This window comes from Gordonia sp. 852002-50816_SCH5313054-c (assembly GCF_001665925.1).
GTDB classification, from domain to species: Bacteria; Actinomycetota; Actinomycetes; order Mycobacteriales; family Mycobacteriaceae; genus Gordonia; species Gordonia jacobaea.
Window position 1 is genome coordinate 16,984 of the sequence record NZ_LZTE01000086.1, and the last position, 22,818, is coordinate 39,801.

The window sequence follows — 22,818 nt, forward strand, 5'->3', positions numbered from 1 at the left end:
GCGACAGCGCTCCTGCCCCGCGCGAGAACGGCCCTGCACCGCGCGACAGCGGCCAAGTGCCGCGGAATGCCGGACCCGCTCCGCGGAACGTCGGGCCTGGCCCTCGCGATGTCGGCACCGGCCCTCGTGACGGGGGCCCTGCCCTGCGCAGCAACCCGCACGACCAGCACGGAACGGGTCCCGGCCCGGCCGGCGCCAACCCTACGTTTACCGGGAACAGGCCGCCGCCCCCGCGTCCAGCCACGGGGAACGGCCCGGCACCCTCACAGGGCAACAGGCCGCTTCCACCAAACACCGGTCCGCGACCGGGATGGCAGGTCGGCGCCCCGCCGCAACGCCCGCCAGCACCCGGCGCGCAGCCCGGCCCGGGAACCGGACAGTCGTCGGGAAGGCCGCCAGGACAGGGACCCGTGCCGCCGCAACGCCCAGGGGCGCCGGTGCCACCGCCGGGACGTAGGGCTCCGATCGGCGCGCCGGGCGGTCCTCCCCCGCGCGCCGGTGACCCAGTCGGAAGAACGGGCACGACGCCGCCACCAACCGAAAGTCTTTCCGGCGCAAGCGAATACGCACGGAGCGGAGAACGGGTGTTCGTCCCGCCGCGTCGCGACGTCCCCGCCAACACGCCTTCGCGCGACGCTCAACCGGTGGGCCCGGCCGAGGCGTCGGCGACGCAGGCATACTCGGCTGTGAAAGAACCGTCGAACCGAAAAGGCATCGGTTCCCGCGTCGAAGACCAGGAGGAGCCCGTGGCACCGCCTCGGACTGCAGCACCGGCATCGTCGACGACGACGATGAACCGCACGGCGATCTGGGCATTCGTGTTGTCGCTACTAGGTATCACGTCGCCGATCGGCATCTATCTCGGCTACCGCGCACGCGATGAGATCCGCTCCCGACCCCAGTACGGCATGCCGTTCGCGACGGCAGCGATCCGCCTCGGCTGGGTGTGGGTCGCAGTGGCGATCGTCGCGCTGCTGGTCTACTTGTTCATCTTCGTCTTCTGACGGGCTGCCTGTTGGCGCAGTCGGTCTCCTACCGGCGCGCAAATTGATTCCGCGGATTTGTGAATAGGTGTGAACTGAGACCCATCCGAGTGGCCACAATGGACGAATACCGTGGGTACTCTCGTCCACAGTCGGCTGTGATCGACGTCTGCCGGCGCACGACTCCGCAAAGGAACTCCATGCCGAAGCTCGCCTTTCCGCGTCCACGCTCCGGGCGTGATCGTCGCATCTCGCCTCTGAACAGTGCCGCCCGTTGGATAGCGCTCCTGGCGGGTTCGCTCGTCGTCGCTGCCGGCGGTGTCCTCGCTGCAGCACCGCACGCATCTGCGGCGTCGTGCCCCGACGTCGAGGTGGTGTTCGCTCGTGGAACGGCAGAAACCGCGCCGCCCGTCGGGCTCACGGGATTGTCCTTTGCGCAGGCACTGAGGGCGCAGCTGCCGGGCAAGTCGGTGGCGGTTTATGGCGTCGACTACCCCGCCAGCAACAACTTCAACAACCGCGTGGCGTTTGTCCGCAACGTGGTTGCAGGCATCACAGATGCGCAGGATCACATCAAGGCCACCGCGGCGCGATGCCCGAACACAGGAATCGTTCTCGGCGGCTACTCCCAGGGCGGCGCGGTTGCGGCCTACGCAGCAAACAGCGGAATCGCCGTTCCCGCGCGCTATGCCGAGTACGCGTCGCAGGCCCCCAAGGCCATGCCTGCCGAGGTGGAACCCCGCGTCAAAGCCGTCGTGCTCTTCGCTCCCCCGTCGGACCGCTGGATCCGCGACGTCGGGGCACCTGAGATGAACGTCGGACCGCGGTACAAGCCCAAGACCGTCACCTACTGCATCCCGGGCGACGTCGTGTGCGACGGCGCTCCAGTGGGTCAGCCGAACGGTCTGCACGTGCTGTACGCCGTGAACGGCATGAACGTCCAGGCCGCGCAGTACGCGGCAGCGCGGCTTTAATCAGTCGTTGTTAGTAGCGCGTGACGCGGTCTGTGCGGCCGCGTCGCGCGCTATTTCTCTGCCGGCCAGGGAAGCGCCGCTCGTCAGCAGTGCACGCTTCCACGGGACGACGCCCTCGATCTCGATCTGAATCGACATCGACAGCACAGTTCGAATCAAGACGATGATCCCGAGGATCAGCGCGTCCTCGATCGACGGCTTGGACGTGATCGTGCGGATCAAGTCCGCTGCCACGAGTACCTCGAGGCCCAGCAGGATCGCGGCACCGAGGGTGTTGCGCAGCGTCGAGTAGGCGGTTTCGCCTCCCTCACCGCGTCGGAGCGCTCGACCGGCCAGTATCAGCGACATGATGAACCCGAGCACCATCGTCAGCGCACCGATCGCCTCGAACGCCACTGCGACCCCGGAGAAGACATCCTCGATGTGCATGTGGAGAGAGTACGCAGCGCAGCGTCGCCGCGACGGCGCATCGAGGCGTGTTGTGAGGTGTAGGTCGTGAGTCGGCCTGGGGCCTGAGGGTGCGCGTTACGGTTGTTGGCCTGGGTCAGGGTGCTTCGGCGTCTTCCGGTTGTTTCTGCGCGACGCGGCGGGGCGGCTTATCGCCGTATCCGCGGCCGACGGGCAGTCCGCGAGAAACCGAAACTAGGGGAAGCGTTCATTCCGCTAGGTTCTGCGCGGCCGGCGGACTCTTCCCCCACAAATTGCGCGGCAGGTGAACTCTTCCGCGAGAAACTGTGCAGCAGGCGGACTTTTCCCCTAGTTTCTGCACGTCGCGGCGCTTCTTCCCCTAGTTTCAGCGCCTTCGCGGAACTCTTCCCCGCGCTTCTTGCCCTTCCCCCAGCAACAACTCGAGGAAAGGTACGGGACCCGAGGAAAGATTCTTTCCCCTAGCTTCTGCGCGGCAGGTGGACTCTTCCGCGAGAAACTGCGCCGAGAGACCGCATACTGCCGGACACGGCGTCGGAGCCTTACGGGGGGAATGTGGTCGACGCGCTGTGCGCGGTCCGAGTGGCGGACAAGAGCGGCCGTGAAGTACTTGCTTGTGGAGCCTAGGAGATTCGAACTCCTGACATCTGCCTTGCAAAGGCAGCGCTCTACCAACTGAGCTAAGGCCCCGTGCCGGGCGTCGAAACACGACCGACGGGTTGCGAAACGGGCTGACGAACAACCACTCGCAGTGGGCCTAGGAGGACTTGAACCTCCGACCTCTTCGTTATCAGCGAAGCGCTCTAACCGCCTGAGCTATAGGCCCGTGAACCGAGGATTGAGGTTACCCGACGAGGTCGTCAACAACCAAAACGGCTGGTCAGAGGTGGTCTCGACAAGCTCGACCAGCGGGAGTCAACTCGACCAGCGGGGGTCAACTCGACCAGCGGGTGCGGCTCGACCGGCGGGTGCGGCTCGGCTCGACCAGCGAGGGCGGCTCGCCGGAGTGGTCTCGACAAGCTCGACCAACGGCGGTGAGCTCGACCAGCGGACGGACGGCTCGACCAGCGGGGGTCAACTCGACCAACGGGTGCGGCTCGACCAGCGAGCAGAGCCTGCCACAGTGGTCTCGACAAGCTCGACCAGCGGACCGTCGGCGCGACCAGCTAGTCCAGATCGCCCAGCGTGACCTCGGCGCCGCCGACGAGGTCGGCGCAGAGGTTGTAGATGTACGCGCCGATGGTGGCGATGGCGGTCAGGAGGATCGCGTTGATCGCGCCGAGCAGCACGGCGTAGCCGAAGATCGTGCCTGCGCCGATCACGTCGCCCTCACTCGACGACCCGTCAGCGGTGACGAGCGTGCCGAACGAACTGTTGATCTGGTCCCAGACGCCCATGCCGTCGAGGACCAGGTACAGGACGGCGACGGCGATCATCCAGATGAAGAATCCGACGACGGCGAGTACAGCGGAGATCTTGAACGTCGCCCACGGATCGATCCGGCGGATCTGCACAGCGGCACGCAGCGCCGTCGCAGGACCGACCTGAGCCGGTGCCGAGCGCGGAGCCGCCACAGGGGCCACCTCAGCGGACTGGCGGACCTCTGCGGTGTGGTGGATCTGGTCGAGGTCGGGCAGTTGCTCGTCCTCGGAGGGGTCACGCACGATCGTCCGCGTAGGTGACTCGACGAATCCGGTACGCGCACCCGAGCCGCCTCCCACAGGCGTCGACGACGCGGATGAACGAGATGGACCGTCAGGGCGGGCGGGACTGTCGAGTTTGGTGACAGGCGCCTGTCCCCCGGCCGGTTCGGACGTCACCATGCCCCGCGGCGGCGGGCCGCCCTTTCCGCTGGGCGGCGGACCGCTCGTCCCATTCGGCGGCGGGCCGCTGGTCCCATTCGGCGGCGGACCGGCTTTGCCGTTCTGCTGCGGGTCGCCCTGAGGCGCCGGGCCGTTCTGGCCGTTAGGGGCCTGCGGCGGCACGCCACCGCGCTGCCACGGCGGCACGAGGCCACCCTGCTTGGGAGCCCCGACCGGGTTCGGATTCTTCTGCTGCATCGGGTGGGTCACCTGGTCTGACCCTGAAGTTTGAGCACCCGAAGGACCCGGACCGGACGACCGCGCCGGATCCCCGGAGTTACCGGAGTCGGTTGGGCCCGAGGGCCGGCCGGTCGTCGACTTCTTGTCGTCCGGGTCGTTCGGTGTGCTCACTCGTGTTCCCTCACTCCATAACGCGTGCACTCCCAGCCACAACGACGCGGGCTGGCGTTGCACACCACACTAACGGTTGAACCGCTCCCACTGGCTGAAGCGACCGCCGTGGGGTCGGGACTGTTGCGCCGAGACCCTTGGGGCTACTCGGCAGCCTCGACGTCGGGCTCGTCGGCGTTGCGTGCGATGGCGATCAGGGTGGTTCCCTCGTCGAGGTTCATCAGACGGACACCCTTGGTCTGGCGCCCCGCCTTGCGGACCTGCTTGGCGGCCGTGCGGATGACTCCGCCGCCCGAGGTGATCGCGTACAGCTCCGAATCGTCGTCGACGATGATCGCGCCGATCAGTTCGCCGCGCCTGCGGTCGTGCTGAATGGTCAGCACGCCCTTGCCGCCGCGACCCTGAACCGGGTAGTCGTCCATCGGAGTGCGCTTGGCGTAGCCGCCCGACGTCGCGACCAGGAGGTAGGTGCCCTCACGCACGACGTTGAGCGACAGCAACTCGTCGTCGCCGTTGAAGCGCATGCCCTGGACGCCGGAGGTCTGGCGTCCCATCGGGCGCAGCGTCTCGTCGTCGGCGTGGAACCGGATCGACTGGCCCTTCTGGGAGACGAGCAGCAGGTCGTCGTCGGAGCTGCACAGCTGCGCGCCGACCAGTTCGTCCTCGCCGCGAAGGTTGATCGCCGCGATTCCGCCGGACCGGTTGGAGTCGAAGTCTTCGAGCTTGGACTTCTTCACCAGGCCGTTGCGGGTGGCGAGCACCAGATACGGCGCGTCCTGATAGGTCTTCAGCTGGATGACCTGGGCGATCCGCTCCTCCGGCTGGAATGCCAGCAGGTTGGCGACGTGCTGGCCCCGCGCGGTGCGGTTGGCCTCGGGAAGCTCGTACGCCTTGGCACGGTAGACGCGGCCCTTGGTCGTGAAGAACAGGATCCAGTCGTGGGTGGAGCTCACGAAGAAGTGCTTGACGATGTCGTCCTGCTTGAGCCCGGCACCCTGCACACCCTTGCCGCCACGCCGCTGACTGCGGTAGAGGTCGGTCTTCGTGCGCTTGGCGTATCCGGTCTCGGTGATGGTGACGACGACGTCTTCGCGCGCGATGAGATCCTCGTCGGCGACGTCGCCGTCTGCCGCGATGATCTTCGTTCGACGCTCATCGCCGAACTTCTCGACGACCACCTTGAGCTCGTCACGCACAATGGCGCGCTGACGCTCAGGCTTCTCGAGGATGTCCTTGAGGTCGGCGATCTCCAGCTCGATCTCGGCCAACTCGTCGACGATCTTCTGGCGCTCGAGTGCAGACAGGCGACGCAGCTGCATCGCGAGAATGGCGTCGGCCTGGATCTCGTCGATGTCGAGGAGACCGATGAGGCCCTGTCGCGCCGCGTCGGTGTTGGCCGACGCACGGATCAACGCGATCACTTCGTCAAGTGCGTCAAGGGCTTTCACGAGACCGCGCAGAATGTGTGCGCGCTCTTCGGCCTTGCGCAACCGGTACCGCGTACGACGCACGATGACGTCGATCTGGTGGGCGACGTAGTAGCGGATCATCTGGTCGAGCCGCAGGGTGCGCGGCACGCCGTCGACGATCGAGAGCATGTTGGCGCCGAAACTGGTCTGCAACTGGCTGTGCTTGTAGAGGTTGTTCAGCACGACCTTGGCGACGGCGTCGCGGCGCAGTGTGACGACGATGCGCATGCCGTCGCGGTCGGAGGACTGGTCCTCGATTCGACTGATGCCCTTGAGTTTTCCCTCATTGACCTGTTCGGCGATCGACGCGATCAGGTTGTCGGGGTTGACCTGGTACGGCAGTTCGGTGACGACGAGGGTGGTGGTGCCCTTGTTCTCCTCGATGTCGACGACGCTGCGCATACGGATGCTGCCGCGGCCGGTCGTGTAGGCATCGCGGATACCCTGGCTGCCGACAATCAGTGCGGCCGTGGGGAAGTCGGGTCCCTTCACGAACTCCATGCACGCCGCGAGCATGGTCTCCTCGTCGGCCTCTGGATTCTCCAATGCCCAGAACACCGCGTCGGCAACCTCATTGAGATTGTGCGGCGGGATGTTGGTGGCCATACCGACGGCGATACCGCCCGACCCGTTGATCAACAGGTTGGGGATACGCGCGGGCAGCACCGTCGGCTCGTTGGTCTTGCCGTCGTAGTTGGGCGTGAAATCGACTGTCTCCTCGTCGATGTCGCGCAGCATCTCCATTGCGAGCGGCGTGAGGCGTGCCTCGGTGTAACGCATGGCGGCCGCGCCGTCGTTGCCGCGCGAACCGAAGTTGCCCTGACCGTCGATGAGCGGGTAGCGCATCGACCACGGCTGCGCGAGGCGCACCAGGGCGTCGTAGATCGCGCTGTCGCCGTGGGGATGGTAGTTACCCATCGTCTCCGCAACGGGTTTCGCGGATTTCACGTAGCCGCGGTCGGGACGGAACCCGGCGTCGTAGGACGCGTAGAGAAGTCGGCGGTGCACGGGCTTCAGTCCGTCGCGCACCTCGGGGAGGGCACGACCGACGATGACGCTCATCGCGTAGTCGATGTAGCTGTTCTGCATCTCCTGGCCGAGATCGACCGGTTCGATGCGATCGCCCGCTCCCCCGTTTGGCGGGAGTGTGGTGTCAGTCATCAGTATCCTTTTCGATTCGTGAGAGATCAGACGTCAAGGAAGCGAACGTCTTTCGCGTTGCGGGCGATGAAGCTGCGGCGTGCGGCCACATCCTCGCCCATCAACACGGAGAAGAGTTCGTCAGCCGCGGCGGCGTCGTCGAGGGTCACCTGGCGGAGCACGCGAACAGCGGGATCCATTGTGGTTTCCCAGAGTTCCTTCGCGTTCATCTCGCCGAGGCCCTTGTAGCGCTGGATGCCGTCGTCGGTGTTGATCTTCCAGCCCGCGGCCCGTCCAGCCTCGAGCAGTCCGTCGCGTTCACGGTCGGAGTATGCGAATTCGGGTTCGCGCTTCTGCCACTTGAGCTTGTAGAGCGGCGGCTGTGCCAGGTAGACGTGACCGTTCTCGATCAGCGGCTTCATGAAGCGGAACAGCAACGTCAGCAGCAGCGTCGAAATGTGTTGGCCGTCAACGTCGGCGTCGGCCATCAGCACGATCTTGTGATAGCGCAGCTTGGCGAGGTCGAACTCGTCGTGAATACCGGTGCCGAACGCGGTGATGATCGACTGGACCTCGGTGTTCTTGAGGACGCGGTCGATGCGGGCCTTCTCGACGTTGATGATCTTGCCGCGGATCGGCAGGATCGCCTGGTACATCGAGTCGCGGCCGGATTTGGCCGAGCCACCGGCGGAGTCGCCCTCCACGATGTAGACCTCACACTTGGTGGGGTCGTTGCTGCGACAGTCGGCAAGCTTGCCGGGCAGGCCACCGATATCAGTTGCGGTCTTGCGGCGCACCAACTCTCGCGCCTTGCGAGCCGCGAGGCGGGCCTGCGCGGAGTCGACGGCCTTCTTCACGATGATCTTGGCTTCAGCCGGGTTGGCCTCGAACCAGTGACCGAGATGCTCGTTGCACGTCTTCTGCACAAAGCTCTTGACCTCGGTGTTACCGAGCTTGGTCTTGGTCTGACCCTCGAACTGCGGATCGGCGACCTTGACGGAGATGACAGCTGCCAAACCCTCGCGGATATCGTCGCCGCTGAGTTTGCCGTCCTTCTCCTTGAGAAGCTTCTTGTCGAGCGCGTACTTGTTGACCGTCGAGGTCAGCGCCGCGCGGAAGCCTTCTTCGTGCGTACCGCCCTCGTGGGTGTTGATCGTGTTCGCGAAGGTGTGCACCGACTCGGAGTATCCCGAGTTCCACTGCATCGCGATCTCGACCTCGTGACCGGTGCCCTTGGCCGTGAAACCGATGACCGACTGGTGGATCGGCGTCTTGGTGCGGTTGAGGTGCTTGATGTAGTCGATCAGGCCGTCGGGGTAGTGATAGGTGCGCGTGCGCGGCTTCGTGACTGCGGGAGCCACCGCCTCTTCCTCGGCGGTCTTCGGCTTCTCGGCGGTGTCTTCGTCACCTTCGACGACGGCATCGGCCGCAGCCGTCTGCGGCCGCCGGTCGGTCAGCGTGATGGTGAGGCCCTTGTTGAGGAACGCCATCTCCTGCAGACGGCGCGCAACGGTCTCGGCGCTGTATGTGGTGGTCTCGAAGATCTCCGGGTCGGCCCAGAACCTGACCGTCGTGCCCGTCTTGCGCGTCGCCGCGCCCTGGACCAGCGGACCGGGCTTGGCGTAGTTGTACGTCTGCTCCCAGTGGTAGCCGCCGTAGTTGATCTCCAACTCGACCTTGGTCGAGAGCGCGTTGACCACAGAGATACCGACACCGTGCAGACCACCGGAGACGGCGTACGCGTCGGAATCGAACTTGCCGCCCGCGTGTAGCTGCGTCATGACAACTTCGACGGTGGGGACACCGGTCGCGTGCATGCTGGTCGGGATACCGCGACCGTCATCGACGACCTCGACGCCGCCGTCCTCGAGCAACGTCACGTCGACCTTGCTGGCGTAGCCGGCCATCGCCTCGTCGACGGAGTTGTCGACGACCTCCCAGATCAGGTGGTGCAGGCCCCGCTCACCGGTAGAACCGATGTACATACCTGGTCTCTTGCGGACCGCTTCGAGTCCTTCGAGGATGCTGATCGACTCGGCACCGTACTCACCTGGCTTTTTCCGGCTCTTCTTGTCATTCGTGTCGGCCACGGGGTGCGTCCGCTCCTCTTCTGCTCTCGACTGCGCTCGTGTTTGTGCGCGCTGCCTCGTTCACGGCTGGCACTCCAGTCGTGTCACGCTGGACAGGGGTGATGTGGTCAGCGCCGACCACGGGCACACGACGAGAAGCCGGGCTCTCGCCCGCTCGTATATGACCGTCGGTCACGGCTGCTGATCTCCCCTGCCGGGACAACTGTCTCCAGTGTACTGCCTCAATCGCTCAGGAAGCACCATCCGGGGCCGCTAACGCGCGCTCAGATCGATTTTCTGCACAACATGCGCGATCCGCGGTGGTCTGGGGATAAAAATCGGCTCAGAGCGGCGTCGGACGAGGTTTGTCGGTGTAGAGGTGTAAGGCGTCGCCTCGGGCGGCCGATGTGGCTCAGCCGTAGGTGTCGCGGGGACCCCGACCGGGCACGTGACGTTTACCCTTCTGCCACGACGGCGCCTTCGGGCCGGTGATCCGCAGCGACGTCACGATGTCGTCGCCGATGGCCGCGGCGATCTTCGCCAGGATCTGACGTTGCACGTACCGCAGCTGCGTAGCCCACGCAGTCGATTTGGCCTGTACGTGAAGTACCTTGTCCTGCAACGCTTCTGGCTTGGCATGCGCGGCGATATCGGGTCCGACGATCTGCAACCACTGCCCGAACAACGTGCCCTCGGCGATCTGTGGCTCCCACCCGCGGTCGCGCGCCAGGCCGCCAACGAGCCTGGAGAAGGGCTGCGGATCCCGCGAATCCGGGCCTGCGCCCGACCAGCGACGACGACTCGACGAGCCGCGCGGACGTCGAATCGGCGACGCCCGGCCGTGTCCCACCGACTTGCCCGCCGCACGCGCCGACGCCCGTGCCTCCTCCAAGGCGCGGCGTGCCCGCTCGTACCCGCTCGACGCGTCGCCACCAGACGAGTCGGTACGTGGCTGCTCTTCAGGGGTGTCGCTCACGAGTCCATGCTCTCAGTTGCCTCGGACATCAGTTCGGAATGCCGCGTGCCGTCGGCCTCGTCGACGACGTCCACTCCGATACGCCTACCACCGACACCCTCGGGGATGTCCTCAGCGACGGCCGCGGTGATCAGCAGCTGTTCGGCACCGGCGGTGAACTCCACGAGTTTGCGACGCCGCGCGGCGTCGAGTTCAGCGAACACGTCATCGAGCATGATGACCGGTTCGATCCCCTCGCTGCGCACGAGCTCGACCGACCCGAGTCGCAACGCCAACGCGAGCGACCACGATTCACCGTGCGAGGCGAAACCCTTGGCCACCTCGGGCCCGAGAATGATGTCGACGTCGTCGCGATGCGGACCAACAAGGCTGACGCCGCGCTCGATCTCCCTGGTACGCGTCTCGCCGAGTCGCTCGAGTAGTTGGGCCGCGATGGTGTCCGGATCCGGTTCGACGTCGCGCGGCGGCACCAGCTCCGGACCGGCCGACGGCCGGTAGCTCAACGCCGCAGGACGAGAATGCGGAGCGATCGACGAGTACGAGGCGACGAAGTGCGGTTCGAGATCGCGCACCACCTCGATCCGCGCAGCGGTCACCTGGCCACCGAGATCGGCGAGCTGACCGTCCCATACGTCGAGGGTGCTGATCACCGAGTCGGCATCGGATCCTCCTCGCCGCAGCGCGGCGCCCGCGGTCTTGAGCAAAGCGGACCGTTGCCGTAGCACCCGGTCGTAGTCGGAACGTGCTGCAGCCCAACGCGGTCCGCGCTGGGCGACAAGTTCATCGATGAAGCGTCGACGATCACCAGGGTCGCCGCGGATGAGTAGCAGGTCTTCGGGGGCGAACAGCACCGCACGCAGCACTCCGAGGATCTCGCGCGGGCGTCGACACGGAGATCCGTTGAGCCAGGCCTTATTTGACCCTTCGGCAGCAATCTGCAGGCTGACCGCGAGTTCGCGACCCGCGTTCTCGACGGTGGCTCCGACCGACGCCGACGTCGCCCCGGATCGGACCAGCGGGGCGTCGGAGCTCACCCGGTGCGAGCGAAGTGTCGCGATGTAGAAGAGCGCTTCGAGCAGATTCGTCTTGCCAAAACCGTTGCGGCCGGTGAAGATCGTCGGTTCGGGGCGAAGGGTGAGGTCTGCCGACGGCCACGATCTGTAGTCGCGCAGGTGTAGTTCACGAACAAACACGGGACGTCGAAATCAGTTGGGCGGAGCGGTATTCGACGGATTCTGCACCGGCGTTCCGGTCTCGCCGACGCTCTTGCCCGCGGTGTTCTGCATGGAGTGTCCACCAAACTGGTTACGTAGCGCCGACACCGCCTTGAGCGCGGGCGAACCGCCCTTCTCCCGCGACGCGAAGCGCGCGAACAACGCGGCTGAGATCACGTTGGCCGGCACGGCGTGACGAATCGCTTCCTCGACGGTCCATCGACCTTCGCCGGAATCCGGTGTGTAGTCGGAGATTTCGGTGAGACCCGGATCTTCCTGCAACGCCCGGACCAACAGATCGAGCAGCCACGACCGGATCACCGTGCCCTGGGTCCAGGCTTGCATCGTGCCCTCGACGTCGACGATGAGCGGCTCGGCGTTGAGCAGTGCATACCCCTCGCCGTACGCATGCATCAGGCCGTACTCGATGCCGTTGTGCACCATCTTGGCGTAGTGCCCGGCTCCGACGGGTCCGGCATGAACGAATCCGTCGGCTCGCTCACCCGGCGGCCGCAGTGCGTCGAAGATCGGCATCAGCCGCTCGACGTCGGCGTCGGATCCGCCGACCATCAGACCGTACCCGTTCTCCAAGCCCCACACACCGCCGGAGACACCGCAGTCCAGGTATCCGATTCCCTTGTCGCCCAGAGTTTTTGCGTGAGGCTCATCGTCGGTATAGCGGGAGTTACCACCGTCGACGACGACGTCGCCCGGCTCGAGCAGGCCGGCGAGCTGTGCGACGCACTGCTGGGTGGGTTCGCCCGAGGGCACCATGATCCACACCGCGCGAGGCGCGTCGAGCGCGGAAACCATGTCTGCCATCGACGCGACATCGGAGACCTCTGGACGCGGGTCGTAGCCGACGACCTTATGGCCACCGCGCTCGATACGGGTGCGCATGTTGGCACCCATCTTGCCGAGGCCGATCAGTCCGAGCTGCATGGCTTCCCCTTCGCGTGCGTGAAAGATCAGTGCTGCCTTGATGTTTCGTTACTCGGACTCAACGTATGAGCCGCTATCCGGGCAGGCGAACCGGCATCAGCAGGTAGGTGAAGACGCTGTCGGGTGCGACGAAAGCTCCGGATTCGTCGGCGATGGGTTCGTCGCCGCCCGCCGGACGCAGCACCGCGGGCCGGCTCGGCGTCGTGAATCCGAAGTCGACGGTCGCGACGCCGATCGCCGACAGTCCGTCCTGCAGGTAGGTCGGGTTGAAGGCGATGGTCAGCGGCTCGCCGTAGAACTGCACGGGCAACTCTTCTTCAGCACGGCCTGCTTCGTCGCCGCCCGCCGTGAGCAGTACGGATCCGTCGCGGAACTCCATACGCACCTGCGCGCCGCGCTCGGCAACCAGCGCCACACGCTTGATGGCCTCGATGAGCGGTGCGCTCTCGATGGTCGCGATGGCGGTGTGGCTCGCGGGCAGGAGCTGGCGGAACTTCGGGAACTCGGCGTCGAGCAGGCGGGTGGTCGTCTGCTTGGTCTCTCCGACGATGCCCAGGATCCCCTCGCCACCGAGTGCTGAACCGCTACCGAACGCCAGCTTCACGTCGCCGGAGTCCGAACTCGCGGTCCGTGCGCTCTCCGACAGCGTCTTCGCCGGGACGAGAACGGCACCCGAAGCACCGGAATCGGCTGGCTCCCACTCCAATTCACGTACCGCGAGGCGGAAGCGATCGGTGGCTGCGAGTACGACGGTCTTGCCGTCGATCTCGACGCGCACGCCGGTGAGCATCGGGAGCGTGTCATCGCGGCCGGCGGCCACGGCGACCTGGGAGATGGCCTCGGCGAACACCTGCGCCGGGATCAGTCCGGTCACGGCCGGGACGTCGGGAAGCTGTGGGTAGTCCTCGACGGGCATGGTGGGCAGCGAGAACTTCGCGCTGCCGCAGGTGATGGCGACGCGGGCGCCGTCGAGCGAGACGTCGACCGGCTTGTTCGGGAGAGCTTTGGTGATGTCGGCCAGCAGGCGCCCGGACACCAGGACCTGCCCCGGTTCTGCGACCTCGGCGCCGATCTGCTGCTGTGCCGAGACCTCGTAGTCGAAGCCGGAGACGGTCAACCCGGCGTCGTCGGCCAGGAGAACCACACAACCGAGCACGGGAACGGGCGGGCGAGACGGCAAACTGCGCGCTACCCAGGCGACGGCATCGGCGAACTCGTCACGCGCGACACGGAACTTCATGCTCGGTGGTTGCCCTTCTCTCGGTACTCGCCAGGAGTTCCCACTCTAGAGCGCGATCGCGTGACGGGGAGTCGTTGGGGTCAAGTCGCCACGCCGCGACCGACGCGTGCCCGTCTCGGGATCGGACGAGTCGACGACGACGTTCGGTCGCGGTGTGCACAACAGCTTCTTAAAAGAAGTTCTTTTAAGAGAGGGATCCATAACAGTCATAGGCACTGTGCAAACTGTGGACAACACGCCGGATCCCATGTCAGAGCACTGACGAGGTGTGGATGGCGGGTGGACGGATCCTGGGCGGGTAGGTCGGGTTGTGCACATGTTGGAATCCGTTCGAGCATCGTCCACGTTCTGTACACATCAACACCTTCGTTACTCACAGTCGATCCACAGCCATCCGGCGACCGCGAAGATATCGAGAGCGTCGTCGGGAAGAGGTGTAAATCGGCCTGAAGCCATCGCCGGAGACCCTTGGGTTGTGGTTGAGACTTGTCGTTTTGGCCCGGAACGACAAGACCCTCCACGCCCGGGCGGGAGCGGAGGGTCTCAAGGGGGATCCTGGCGGTTCTGTCAGCCGACGGCGCGCTGTTTGATGCGCGCGGTGAGTTCCTGGACGTGGTCGTAGACCTTGCGGCGCTCGGCCATCTCCTTGCGGATCTTGCGTTCGGCATACATGACGGTTGTGTGGTCACGGTCGAAGGTTTCGCCGATCTTCGGCAGTGAGAGGTCGGTGAGCTCTCGGCACAGGTACATGGAGATCTGACGCGCCTGCGCGATGGCCCTGGTCTTGCCAGGCCCCCGCAATTCGTCGACCGAGATGTCGAAGTACTCCGCGGTGATCGCGAGGATCGACGCCGCGCTGACCTCGAGCGTGCCTGAATTCGGTAGCAGCGCTTGAAGAACCACCTCGGCGAGTGATTTGTCGAGGTCGGTGTTGTTCAGGGAGGCGAACGCGGTGACGCGGATCAGGGCGCCCTCGAGCTCGCGGATGTTGCGCTCGATCTTCGACGCGATCAATTCGAGGACGTCGTCAGGAACAGCGATGCTGTCCATCTGCGCCTTCTTGCGCAGAATGGCGATGCGGGTCTCGAGGTCGGGTGGCTGAACGTCGGTGATCAGGCCCCACTCGAATCGTGTGCGAAGCCTATCTTCAAGTGTCGCAAGCTGTTTCGGCGGACGATCGGAGGAAATCACGATCTGCTTGCTCGAATTGTGCAGCGTGTTGAAGGTGTGGAAGAACTCTTCCTGGATACCTTCCTTGCCGATCAGGAATTGGATGTCGTCGACGAGCAACACGTCGACGTCGCGGTAGCGGCGCTTGAACGCGACCCGACGGTCGTCACGCAGCGAGTTGATGAAGTCGTTGGTGAATTCCTCGGTGGAGACGTACTTGACCCTCATACCCGGGAACAGTCGCTGGGCGTAGTGCCCTGCTGCGTGCAGCAGGTGCGTCTTGCCGAGACCGGACTCACCCCAGATGAACAGCGGGTTGTACGCGCGCGCCGGGGCTTCGGCGACAGCGACGGCCGACGCGTGCGCGAAGCGATTCGACGCTCCGATCACGAAAGTGTCGAAGGTGTACTTGGGGTTGAGGTTGGCGCCCGACGGAGTGGGCGCCGCGGTTGGGCGTTCGGCGAAGTACGACGGCCAGTTGGCCGGTCCACCCCGCGACTCGGTCCCATTGGCAGCAGTCGTCGACGGTCGTGGAGGCTGCTGGGCGCCGAAGGAGTCGGTGCCGAGCTGGTCGATGGCTGACTGTGTGCTGGCCGCAGCCTGGCCGGGCGCGCTGTGATCAGCGCCGAAGCCAGATCCGTTGGCACTGCTGATCTCTGCTGCGGTGACCTCTGCCGGGCCGAAACCGGCTCCGGGTGCAGAGGAGTGGGTCGGCTGCTCGGCGGGAGCGTCGATGATCGGATTCGGCGTCGCGATACGGACACCGAGGTCGACGGGTTGTCCGAGGTGACGTGAGAGCGCGCTTCGGATCGTGTCTCGGAGGGTGCGTTCGATCTGCTCCTGGACCAGCGGCGTCGGCACGGTGAGCAGCGCGAATCCCTCGGCAAGGGTGAGTGGCTGCACGAGCGAGAGCCAGGCTTTTTGCTGCCGGGTGAGAGGTTCGTGGTCGCCGCCGGCGGAGTCGTCGTTGAGCTCTGCGACGACCTGTTGCCAGACCTCGCCAAACGAGTCGCGATCAGAAGTCACGGTCAGGCCTTCCCACCCCGAGAAAATTACCAGCATCAGTCATCGGGGACTCACGATGCCGGTGCGGGAGCCGACTTGTCCACACACTTATCCACAGTTGTGTACAACCAAGTCGGGATGGGTTCGACGCCGCGATTGCGTCGTGGTGATGTGAGTGGCGTATCGGTCGCCGTCACTGGGGAATGACGCTAACAGAACGACCACGGAGCCGACAACGCAAGGCATGAATTCGCTCGGCCAGATCACAAGTCGTGCGGCAAGGACGTCGTCGAGCGTGTCGCACATGCAGGTAGCGCGGGCGGTATGGCACTCGTCACCGCTGGTCACGGCGTTGGTGAGGATCCGCTCGTTTGATTTGAGTACACCGGGTCCAGTAGTCTCGACTGGTCATCCAGGTATGCGGATTTACGTGGTGGCGTTCCCGTCATTCAAAGGGTTGACCGCGTGCGGTCCGTTCGGCGAAAACGGGGTCATCCAACCGGCACGAGTCCGGCACCGCTGCCTGGATAAGAAGACCACTCAGGAGATCGTGGGTGCGCGTGCAGTTGGCGTGCCTACGTACGAACACAAGGAGTACCAGCCGTGGCCAAGGGCAAGCGGACTTTCCAGCCGAACAACCGTCGTCGTGCACGCGTGCATGGTTTCCGGTTGCGTATGCGTACCCGCGCGGGTCGTTCGATCGTCAACACCCGTCGCAGCAAGGGCCGCGCAAAGCTCTCGGCCTGATCTGCACAACACCGCGAGTCCCGGCGGCGGCATCGTCCGTCGTCGGAACACTCCGGTGGCGATTGGGTCGGTGATGGCGTCAATCCATCGGATCTCCACACGATCCGACTTCTCCCGCACGCTCAAGAAGGGCGTGCGGGTATCGTCGCGTGATCTCCTTCTGACCTTGTCGATCCTGCCAACGCGCTGGCCCGACGACACGGGGCGTCGAGTCGACGTCGCGACGTCGGGCGGACCCTGGCTCGGGTTGATAGTGAGCAAGTCAGTCGGCAATGCCGTGACCCGACATCTCGTGGCGCGTCGAATCAGGGCGGCGTTCGCAGAGGTGATGGATGAATTTCCGACGACCGATATCTCGGTCGTCGTGCGTGCACTTCCCAGCGCCGGCGAGGCGTCGAGCGTCGAGTTGGCCGAGCAGCTTCGGAAAGCATTGCGAAACGCCAAGGTTCGACGACTCGCCGCCGAGGTGCTCGACGCTCCGCGCTCGTTCTCGACCGAATCTGCTGACGGTGCGTTGTGATGTCAGCGTCGTCGACCCAGGCATTCATCCGGTTCTGCCACCTGCTGCCACGTCGAGTGGTGATCTTCCTGATCGAGCTGTACCGCACCTGGGTGTCGCCGTTGCGTCTGCCGACCTGTCGTTTCGAACCGACCTGCTCGGGTTACGCGGTCGAGGCGCTCACACGCCACGGCTTCTTCTACGGCGGCGTGCTGTCGGTGATCCGACTGCTCAAATGCGGCCCGTGGCACAAGCCCGGCTACGACCCGGTGCCCGAGGAGTCGTTCCGGTGGCCGTGGATGCCGAAGCCCGACCCGGCTCTCGACAGTCAGCAGGCTCTCGACGATGAGCAGGCCGAGCAAGACCAAGAGTTTCCATCGACGCACGACGGATCCGCTGATGGCGGGCCGGCGGTGCGCGGACGTGTAATCACGGAGGACACCACGATCAGCGTGGGTGTCTCCGCGAAGAGTGAGGGGTAACTGTCCCGTGCTGAACTTCATCTATTGGCCGGTCTCCTGGATCATGTGGGTCTGGCACTGGGTGTTCGACCACATCACACCGAACACGCCGGGCGGCAATGGCATCGCTTGGGCGCTGTCGGTGATCTTCCTCGTCTTCACGCTGCGCGCGATCCTCTACAAGCCCTTCGTGAAGCAGATCCGCACCACGAAGAAGATGCAGGAGATCAACCCGCAGCTTCAGGCGATCCGGAAGAAGTACGCCAAGGATCGGGTCAAGATGACCGAGGAGATGCAGAAGCTGCAGAAGGAGCACGGGTTCAATCCCCTGCTCGGCTGTTTGCCCATGTTGCTGCAGATCCCGGTGTTCATCGGTCTGTTCCACGTGCTGCGTTCGTTCAACCGAATGGCCACAGGCATGGGCCAGTTGCACATGACCGCGGAGCAGACGCGTAACACCGGAAACTATGCGTTCAACCCCGAACAGGTCCAGAACTTTCTCGACGCCCGTCTCTTCGGAGTCCCGCTGTCGTCGTACATCACCGAGCCTGTCTCCGAGTTCCAGGCCTTCGTGCAGCCCGGTCAGCCGATCGACTTCACACGTCTGAACATCGCGATCGTCGTCATCCCGATGATGATCATCGCGTCGATTGCCACGCACATGAATTCGCGCGCATCGGTCGCGCGGCAGCCCGAGGCGGCACTCGAGAACCCGCAGACCCGCATGATGAACATGCTGGCGCTGTACGTCTTCCCGCTCGGCATCCTCGTCACCGGTCCGTTCTTCCCCGTCGCGATCCTCCTGTACTGGATGAGTAACAACATCTGGACATACGGGCAGCAGCACATCGTGTTCGGTCGTATCGAGAAGGAAGAAGAGGAAGCGCGCCAAGCGAAGCAGGAAAAACTCAAGGCGAATGCTCCCAAGCCCGGCGCGCGGCCCGACCGAGCGAAGAAGAACAAGAGCTCCGGTTCGGGGCAGGCTCCCCTCTCGCTCGACAAGTCCGACGACTCTCCCGAAGAGGCGGCGCTTGACGCTGCCTCAGACGGTGACAACACCAACGGCACAGACGACAGCTCCTCGACGCAGCACGTCGTCGGAAGCAAGCCGAAGCCCGGTGCGAAACCCGCGGGCGCGGCGTCGTCGAAGAGCTCGGGTAACTCGGGCTCGGGTCCGAAGAAGCAGGGAACTTCCAATCAGCGCAACAAGAGGGGCGGGAAGAAGGGTCGACGATGATCGGCCGCCGATCCGAGTGGCGGTGTTTGCGAGGCGCAGATGACGTCGCGCGGAAACACAGCCAGGAGCCGGTGCGGCACGAGTCCGTCTAGAGACTCTCCCCTCCCCCAACACAGACATCACCGATGAACACACAGCGAGGTGCAACTGATATGACAGCCGAGACTGCAACACACGCAGACGCCGAGTCGACCGAACGCGACGAGACCCTCGAGGCGGGCGCGAGCCAGGAGGCCGCCGACACGGCAACCGTCGAGTCGACGACCGATGGCAACGACGGCGACGCCACAGACACGGCCAACGACGATGATGCCGCGACGGCGGACGCCGACGACGCCGAAAACGAGGACGCCGACGCGGATGACGAAGCTGACGAGGAAGACGAAGAGGAGCGTCTCGTCGAAGAAGGCGAGATCGCGGGCGACTACCTCGAACAGCTTCTGGACGTGCTGGACTTCGACGGCGACATCGATCTGGATGTCGACGGTGACCGCGCGATCGTGAGCATCGACGGCGGGGATGATCTGACCAAGTTGGTTGGTCGTAAGGGCGAGGTGCTGGACGCACTCCAGGAACTCACCCGGCTCGCCGTGCAGCAGGCGACGGGTGATCGCAGCCGGTTGATGCTCGACATCGCGCGGTGGCGTGCGGACCGTCGCGAGCGGCTCGCACGACTGGGCCGCGAGGTCGCGGAGCGTGTACTCGAGTCGGGCGAGCGGGAGCAGCTCGATCCGATGACACCGTTCGAGCGGAAGATCGTGCACGACGCTGTCGCTGCGGTCGACGGGGTCATGAGCGAGAGTGAAGGCGCGGAACCGAAGCGTCGCGTCGTCGTCATCAAGAACTGAACAGGATCGCCCGCCGATGCGGCGGTAGATCGCGCTACGAAGTCCCGGTTCCGGCCGGGACTTCGTTGTTTCACCGGTAGGAATGACATGCGTGTAGTTCGGTGTTTCACGTGAAACATGAACGCGAGCCGCGCCAGAGGAAAGGCACTGTTTCACGTGAAACACGACGGGTCCGACGGAGACAATGGCGATCACTCGACGGCCGACGACGGTGACCTAGCGGACCGTGCCGCTGTCGCGGACTCCCCTCCCCCAGCCGCAACAGCGATCTTCGGCGACCGTCTCGAACTCGCGCAGCAGTACTGCAGGATCCTTGCGACCGACGGGATCGACCACGGCCTCATGGGTCCACGGGAGGTTCCACGTCTCTGGGATCGACACATCCTCAATTGCGCGGTGGTTCAAGAAGTCATCGATGACGGGCAGTCGATCATCGATATCGGTAGTGGCGCGGGCCTGCCGGGGATACCGCTCGCGATCGCACGCCCCGACCTCACGATCACGTTGATCGAACCACTGCTGCGGCGAAGCGATTTCCTGCAGCGGACGGTTGACGCGCTCGGACTTCCAGTCCGTGTGGTCCGCGGGCGTGCAGAAGAGAAGGCGGTCCGCGCGGAGGTGGAGCCGGCGGATGTAGTCACGTCACGCGCGCTCGCGCCCCTGGACCGACTCAGCAGATGGTCCGCTCCCCTGATTCGTGACGGAGGTCGTCTCGTTGCACTGAAGGGATCGTCGGCGCCCGACGAGATCGAACGGGATCGGAAGGTCGCGGAACGGAACGGAATCGGTGGGCTCCGCGTCGAACTAGTCGGGAAGTCTGTTGTCGAGCAGCCGACGACACTGGTGATCGGAGACAAGCGCGGTGCACCGAAACGTCGTCGAACGAGGTGAGAATGCGAGGACCTGAGTTGCTGACGTCTGCAGTTGGTTTGCGACGGCTTGAGGGAGCAAAATGGACAAGACATCGGAGTGTGGGCGAGGGATCGTGCGTGCTGCACGATAGAGGGGCGGAACAATCTTGGACGCCGACGATGCTTACGAAATATCGCAGAGGAGCCACAGCGTGACCGACCAACAGCCGGATGTTTCACGTGAAACGATTCCGACGGCCACGCCGACGCCCGAGCAATTCGACGACACTCCCATCGCCGCCGCCGCAGCCCGAGCCAGTCAAGTACTGACCCCTGGAGGCGCGGGCCAGTTACCCCGCCCCCCGCACACGCGCGTGATGACGGTGGCGAACCAGAAGGGCGGCGTCGGGAAGACGACCACGGCCGTGAACCTGGCCTCGGGGCTCGCGCTGCACGGGCTGCGCGTCCTGGTCGTCGACCTCGACCCGCAGGGCAATGCGAGTACAGCTCTGGGCATCGACCATCGCGCGCCCGATATCGCATCGGTCTACGAGCTGCTCCTCGGCGAGGTCACGCTCAAGGAGGCGGTGAAGCAGAGCCCGAGTCACGAGAACCTCTACTGCGTACCCGCGACCCTCGATCTGGCTGGCGCCGAGATCGAACTGGTCTCGCTGGTCGCTCGGGAGAACCGACTCCGCAATGCGCTGAACGATCCATCGGTCGCGGAGTTCGGCTTCGACTACATCTTCATCGACTGCCCACCGTCGCTGGGTCTGCTGACCGTCAACGCGATGGTCGCGGCTCGAGAGGTGCTCATCCCCATCCAGTGCGAGTACTACGCCCTCGAAGGTGTCGGCCAGCTCCTACGGAACATCGAACTGGTCCAAGCGCACCTGAACCCGAATCTCCACGTCTCGACGATTCTGTTGACGATGTACGACGGCCGAACCAAACTCGCGGATCAGGTCGCCGACGAGGTGCGACGCCACTTCAGCGACAAGGTGCTCGGCACCGTGATCCCCCGCAGCGTGAAGGTGTCCGAGGCACCGGGGTACGGCATGACGATCATCGAGTACGACCCGGGTTCACGTGGAGCAATGAGTTACCTCGACGCTGCGCGTGAAATCGCCATGCGTGCCAAGGACGAATTCCCCTCCACCACGGACCTCTCGAGAGGACAGCAGTGAGTCAACGAGACGCCCAACGACGCGGAGGACTCGGCCGCGGTCTGGCAGCCCTCATCCCGACCGGCCCCTCGGAGAACGAGTCGAGCGCTCCCCGACTCGGCTCGGCTGCTGCCGATGTCGTGATCGGAAAGGGAAATTCCGGGGGCAGTGCAGGCGGTAGTGACGCTCCCACCTCCCCTGCGAACGGAAGTCCGCAGAGCACCACGACGGCGCCGACCGATGCAACGCAATCGGGCACTAACGGAAACGCGTCTGCCGTGGTCACTGTCGACGAGGCCGGAGCGGTCTATCGCGAGCTGACTCCCACACTCATTCAGCCGAACCCGCACCAGCCACGCAGCGTCTTCGACGAAGAGGCGATGGCCGAACTCGTGCACTCGATCAAAGAGTTCGGGCTCATGCAGCCGATCGTCGTGCGCAAGCTCGCGACTCCGACACCCGACGGCGTGCTCTATCAGATCGTCATGGGCGAGCGACGCTGGCGAGCGAGCCAGGAAGCAGGCCTCGAGGCGATCCCCTCGATCGTGCGCGAGACACCAGACGGCGACATGCTGCGCGACGCCCTGCTGGAAAACATCCACCGCGCACAGCTCAACCCTCTGGAAGAGGCGGCCGCATATCAGCAGCTTCTCGAGGAGTTCGACGTCACCCACGAGGAACTGGCCAGCCGCCTCGGACGCTCGCGCCCGGTGATCACCAACATGATCCGTTTGCTGAAGCTCCCGATCCCAGTGCAGCGTCGAGTTGCCGCGGGCGTGCTGTCGGCCGGCCACGCACGCGCACTGCTGTCACTGGAGACCGGAAGCGATCAGCAAGAAGCGCTCGCCGCGCGGATAGTTGCTGAGGGACTGTCGGTCCGGGCCACCGAGGAAGCGGTGACTCTCGCCAATCGTGGCGACGGACCGTCGACCCCCACCCCATCCCCGAAGCGTCGGCAGATGCAGATGCCGGGTCTGCAGGATCTCGCCGAGCGGCTCTCCGACGGCCTCGACACCCGCGTGACCGTCAGTCTCGGCAAGCGCAAGGGCAAGATCGTCGTCGAGTTCGGCTCGGTCGACGACCTCGAACGTATTGTGGGGTTGATCCAACCGAAGACGTAGCAGCGATCGGCGCCTCGGGGAGATAACAGCGACCGGAGGCGCCGACACCCGCGAAAATTCGTGACCC

At 64.9% G+C, this 22,818-nt stretch carries 19 protein-coding genes and 2 tRNA genes; 10 read left to right on the plus strand and 11 right to left on the minus strand.

Features of this window, described 5'->3' with window-relative positions:
- Window positions 1–584 precede the first annotated feature (584 nt).
- A complete protein-coding gene (locus A5788_RS24410; RefSeq protein WP_231894050.1) occupies window positions 585–1,004 on the plus strand; it encodes a DUF4190 domain-containing protein in 420 nt (139 codons plus the stop codon).
- Window positions 1,005–1,183: 179 nt separating this feature from the next.
- Entirely contained in the window at window positions 1,184–1,957 is a 774-nt protein-coding gene (locus A5788_RS22265) for a cutinase family protein (protein ID WP_197494441.1), read from the plus strand.
- Here A5788_RS22265 and A5788_RS22270 read toward each other — a convergent pair whose 3' ends face one another.
- The 11 genes from A5788_RS22270 to dnaA all read right to left on the minus strand — a co-directional run bounded on the left by A5788_RS22270 (window position 1,958) and on the right by dnaA (window position 15,842).
- The gene (locus tag A5788_RS22270; RefSeq protein ID WP_064867985.1) at window positions 1,958–2,386 is read right to left on the minus strand and encodes a DUF1622 domain-containing protein; all 429 of its coding nucleotides are present in this window, start codon (window positions 2,384–2,386) and stop codon (window positions 1,958–1,960) included. It abuts the gene before it with no gap.
- Window positions 2,387–3,000: 614 nt separating this feature from the next.
- A tRNA-Ala gene (locus tag A5788_RS22275) sits at window positions 3,001–3,073 on the minus strand.
- A 62-nt stretch (window positions 3,074–3,135) separates the two neighbouring features.
- Window positions 3,136–3,209 (minus strand) — tRNA-Ile (locus tag A5788_RS22280).
- Window positions 3,210–3,549: 340 nt separating this feature from the next.
- On the minus strand, window positions 3,550–4,596 hold the full coding sequence (locus A5788_RS22285; protein WP_064868183.1) for a DUF3566 domain-containing protein: 1,047 nt from the start codon (window positions 4,594–4,596) through the stop codon (window positions 3,550–3,552).
- 143 nt (window positions 4,597–4,739) lie between these two features.
- The gene (gene gyrA / locus A5788_RS22290; protein WP_064867992.1) at window positions 4,740–7,226 is read right to left on the minus strand and encodes a DNA gyrase subunit A; all 2,487 of its coding nucleotides are present in this window, start codon (window positions 7,224–7,226) and stop codon (window positions 4,740–4,742) included.
- A 26-nt stretch (window positions 7,227–7,252) separates the two neighbouring features.
- Window positions 7,253–9,295, minus strand: a complete 2,043-nt coding sequence (gyrB, locus tag A5788_RS22295; protein ID WP_064867995.1) for a DNA topoisomerase (ATP-hydrolyzing) subunit B — start codon at window positions 9,293–9,295, stop codon at window positions 7,253–7,255.
- Window positions 9,296–9,686: 391 nt separating this feature from the next.
- Complete coding sequence (locus tag A5788_RS22300; RefSeq protein WP_064867997.1) at window positions 9,687–10,250, minus strand: DUF721 family protein; 564 nt, start codon at window positions 10,248–10,250, stop codon at window positions 9,687–9,689.
- Entirely contained in the window at window positions 10,247–11,443 is a 1,197-nt protein-coding gene (recF, locus tag A5788_RS22305) for a DNA replication/repair protein RecF (RefSeq protein WP_064868000.1), read from the minus strand. Before recF ends, A5788_RS22300 begins: the two co-directional genes overlap by 4 nt.
- Before the next feature lie 12 nt (window positions 11,444–11,455).
- Window positions 11,456–12,406 carry a phosphogluconate dehydrogenase (NAD(+)-dependent, decarboxylating) gene (gnd, locus tag A5788_RS22310; RefSeq protein ID WP_064868003.1) on the minus strand — a complete coding sequence of 317 codons (951 nt, stop codon included), beginning with the start codon at window positions 12,404–12,406 and terminating at the stop codon, window positions 11,456–11,458.
- Between the two features lie 73 nt (window positions 12,407–12,479).
- The gene (dnaN, locus tag A5788_RS22315) at window positions 12,480–13,646 is read right to left on the minus strand and encodes a DNA polymerase III subunit beta (RefSeq protein WP_064868006.1); all 1,167 of its coding nucleotides are present in this window, start codon (window positions 13,644–13,646) and stop codon (window positions 12,480–12,482) included.
- A gap of 567 nt (window positions 13,647–14,213) precedes the next feature.
- Complete coding sequence (gene dnaA, locus A5788_RS22320) at window positions 14,214–15,842, minus strand: chromosomal replication initiator protein DnaA (protein WP_049699186.1); 1,629 nt, start codon at window positions 15,840–15,842, stop codon at window positions 14,214–14,216.
- Between the two features lie 582 nt (window positions 15,843–16,424).
- On the opposite strand from dnaA, the gene rpmH reads away from it, so the two are divergent.
- The 8 genes from rpmH to A5788_RS22360 all read left to right on the plus strand — a co-directional run bounded on the left by rpmH (window position 16,425) and on the right by A5788_RS22360 (window position 22,751).
- Window positions 16,425–16,568: a 50S ribosomal protein L34 gene (gene rpmH, locus A5788_RS23730; RefSeq protein ID WP_005205903.1), complete on the plus strand. Its 144-nt coding sequence runs from the start codon at window positions 16,425–16,427 to the stop codon at window positions 16,566–16,568.
- Window positions 16,569–16,641: 73 nt separating this feature from the next.
- Window positions 16,642–17,088 carry a ribonuclease P protein component gene (gene rnpA, locus A5788_RS22330; RefSeq protein ID WP_082937803.1) on the plus strand — a complete coding sequence of 149 codons (447 nt, stop codon included), beginning with the start codon at window positions 16,642–16,644 and terminating at the stop codon, window positions 17,086–17,088.
- On the plus strand, window positions 17,088–17,549 hold the full coding sequence (yidD, locus tag A5788_RS22335; RefSeq protein ID WP_049699188.1) for a membrane protein insertion efficiency factor YidD: 462 nt from the start codon (window positions 17,088–17,090) through the stop codon (window positions 17,547–17,549). Before rnpA ends, yidD begins: the two co-directional genes overlap by 1 nt.
- 7 nt (window positions 17,550–17,556) lie before the next feature.
- Window positions 17,557–18,765, plus strand: a complete 1,209-nt coding sequence (yidC, locus tag A5788_RS22340; RefSeq protein WP_049699189.1) for a membrane protein insertase YidC — start codon at window positions 17,557–17,559, stop codon at window positions 18,763–18,765.
- Between the two features lie 152 nt (window positions 18,766–18,917).
- A complete protein-coding gene (locus A5788_RS22345; RefSeq protein ID WP_049699190.1) occupies window positions 18,918–19,613 on the plus strand; it encodes a Jag family protein in 696 nt (231 codons plus the stop codon).
- Between the two features lie 156 nt (window positions 19,614–19,769).
- Window positions 19,770–20,504, plus strand: a complete 735-nt coding sequence (rsmG, locus tag A5788_RS22350; RefSeq protein ID WP_049699449.1) for a 16S rRNA (guanine(527)-N(7))-methyltransferase RsmG — start codon at window positions 19,770–19,772, stop codon at window positions 20,502–20,504.
- Between the two features lie 172 nt (window positions 20,505–20,676).
- Window positions 20,677–21,651, plus strand: a complete 975-nt coding sequence (locus A5788_RS22355; protein ID WP_049699191.1) for a ParA family protein — start codon at window positions 20,677–20,679, stop codon at window positions 21,649–21,651.
- Entirely contained in the window at window positions 21,648–22,751 is a 1,104-nt protein-coding gene (locus A5788_RS22360) for a ParB/RepB/Spo0J family partition protein (protein ID WP_049699192.1), read from the plus strand. The genes A5788_RS22355 and A5788_RS22360 overlap by 4 nt, the downstream gene beginning before the upstream one ends.
- Window positions 22,752–22,818: the final 67 nt, after the last annotated feature.

What these genes read in the sequence shown, in the direction of transcription:
- A5788_RS22265 (WP_197494441.1), top strand. Translation starts at nt 1,184, where the DNA reads ATGCCGAAGCTCGCCTTTCCGCGTCCACGCTCCGGGCGTGATCGTCGC.
- A5788_RS22270 (WP_064867985.1), bottom strand. Translation starts at nt 2,386, where the DNA reads ATGCACATCGAGGATGTCTTCTCCGGGGTCGCAGTGGCGTTCGAGGCG.
- gyrA (WP_064867992.1), bottom strand. Translation starts at nt 7,226, where the DNA reads ATGACTGACACCACACTCCCGCCAAACGGGGGAGCGGGCGATCGCATC.
- gnd (WP_064868003.1), bottom strand. Translation starts at nt 12,406, where the DNA reads ATGCAGCTCGGACTGATCGGCCTCGGCAAGATGGGTGCCAACATGCGC.
- dnaN (WP_064868006.1), bottom strand. Translation starts at nt 13,646, where the DNA reads ATGAAGTTCCGTGTCGCGCGTGACGAGTTCGCCGATGCCGTCGCCTGG.
- rnpA (WP_082937803.1), top strand. Translation starts at nt 16,642, where the DNA reads ATGGCGTCAATCCATCGGATCTCCACACGATCCGACTTCTCCCGCACG.
- yidD (WP_049699188.1), top strand. Translation starts at nt 17,088, where the DNA reads ATGTCAGCGTCGTCGACCCAGGCATTCATCCGGTTCTGCCACCTGCTG.
- A5788_RS22345 (WP_049699190.1), top strand. Translation starts at nt 18,918, where the DNA reads ATGACAGCCGAGACTGCAACACACGCAGACGCCGAGTCGACCGAACGC.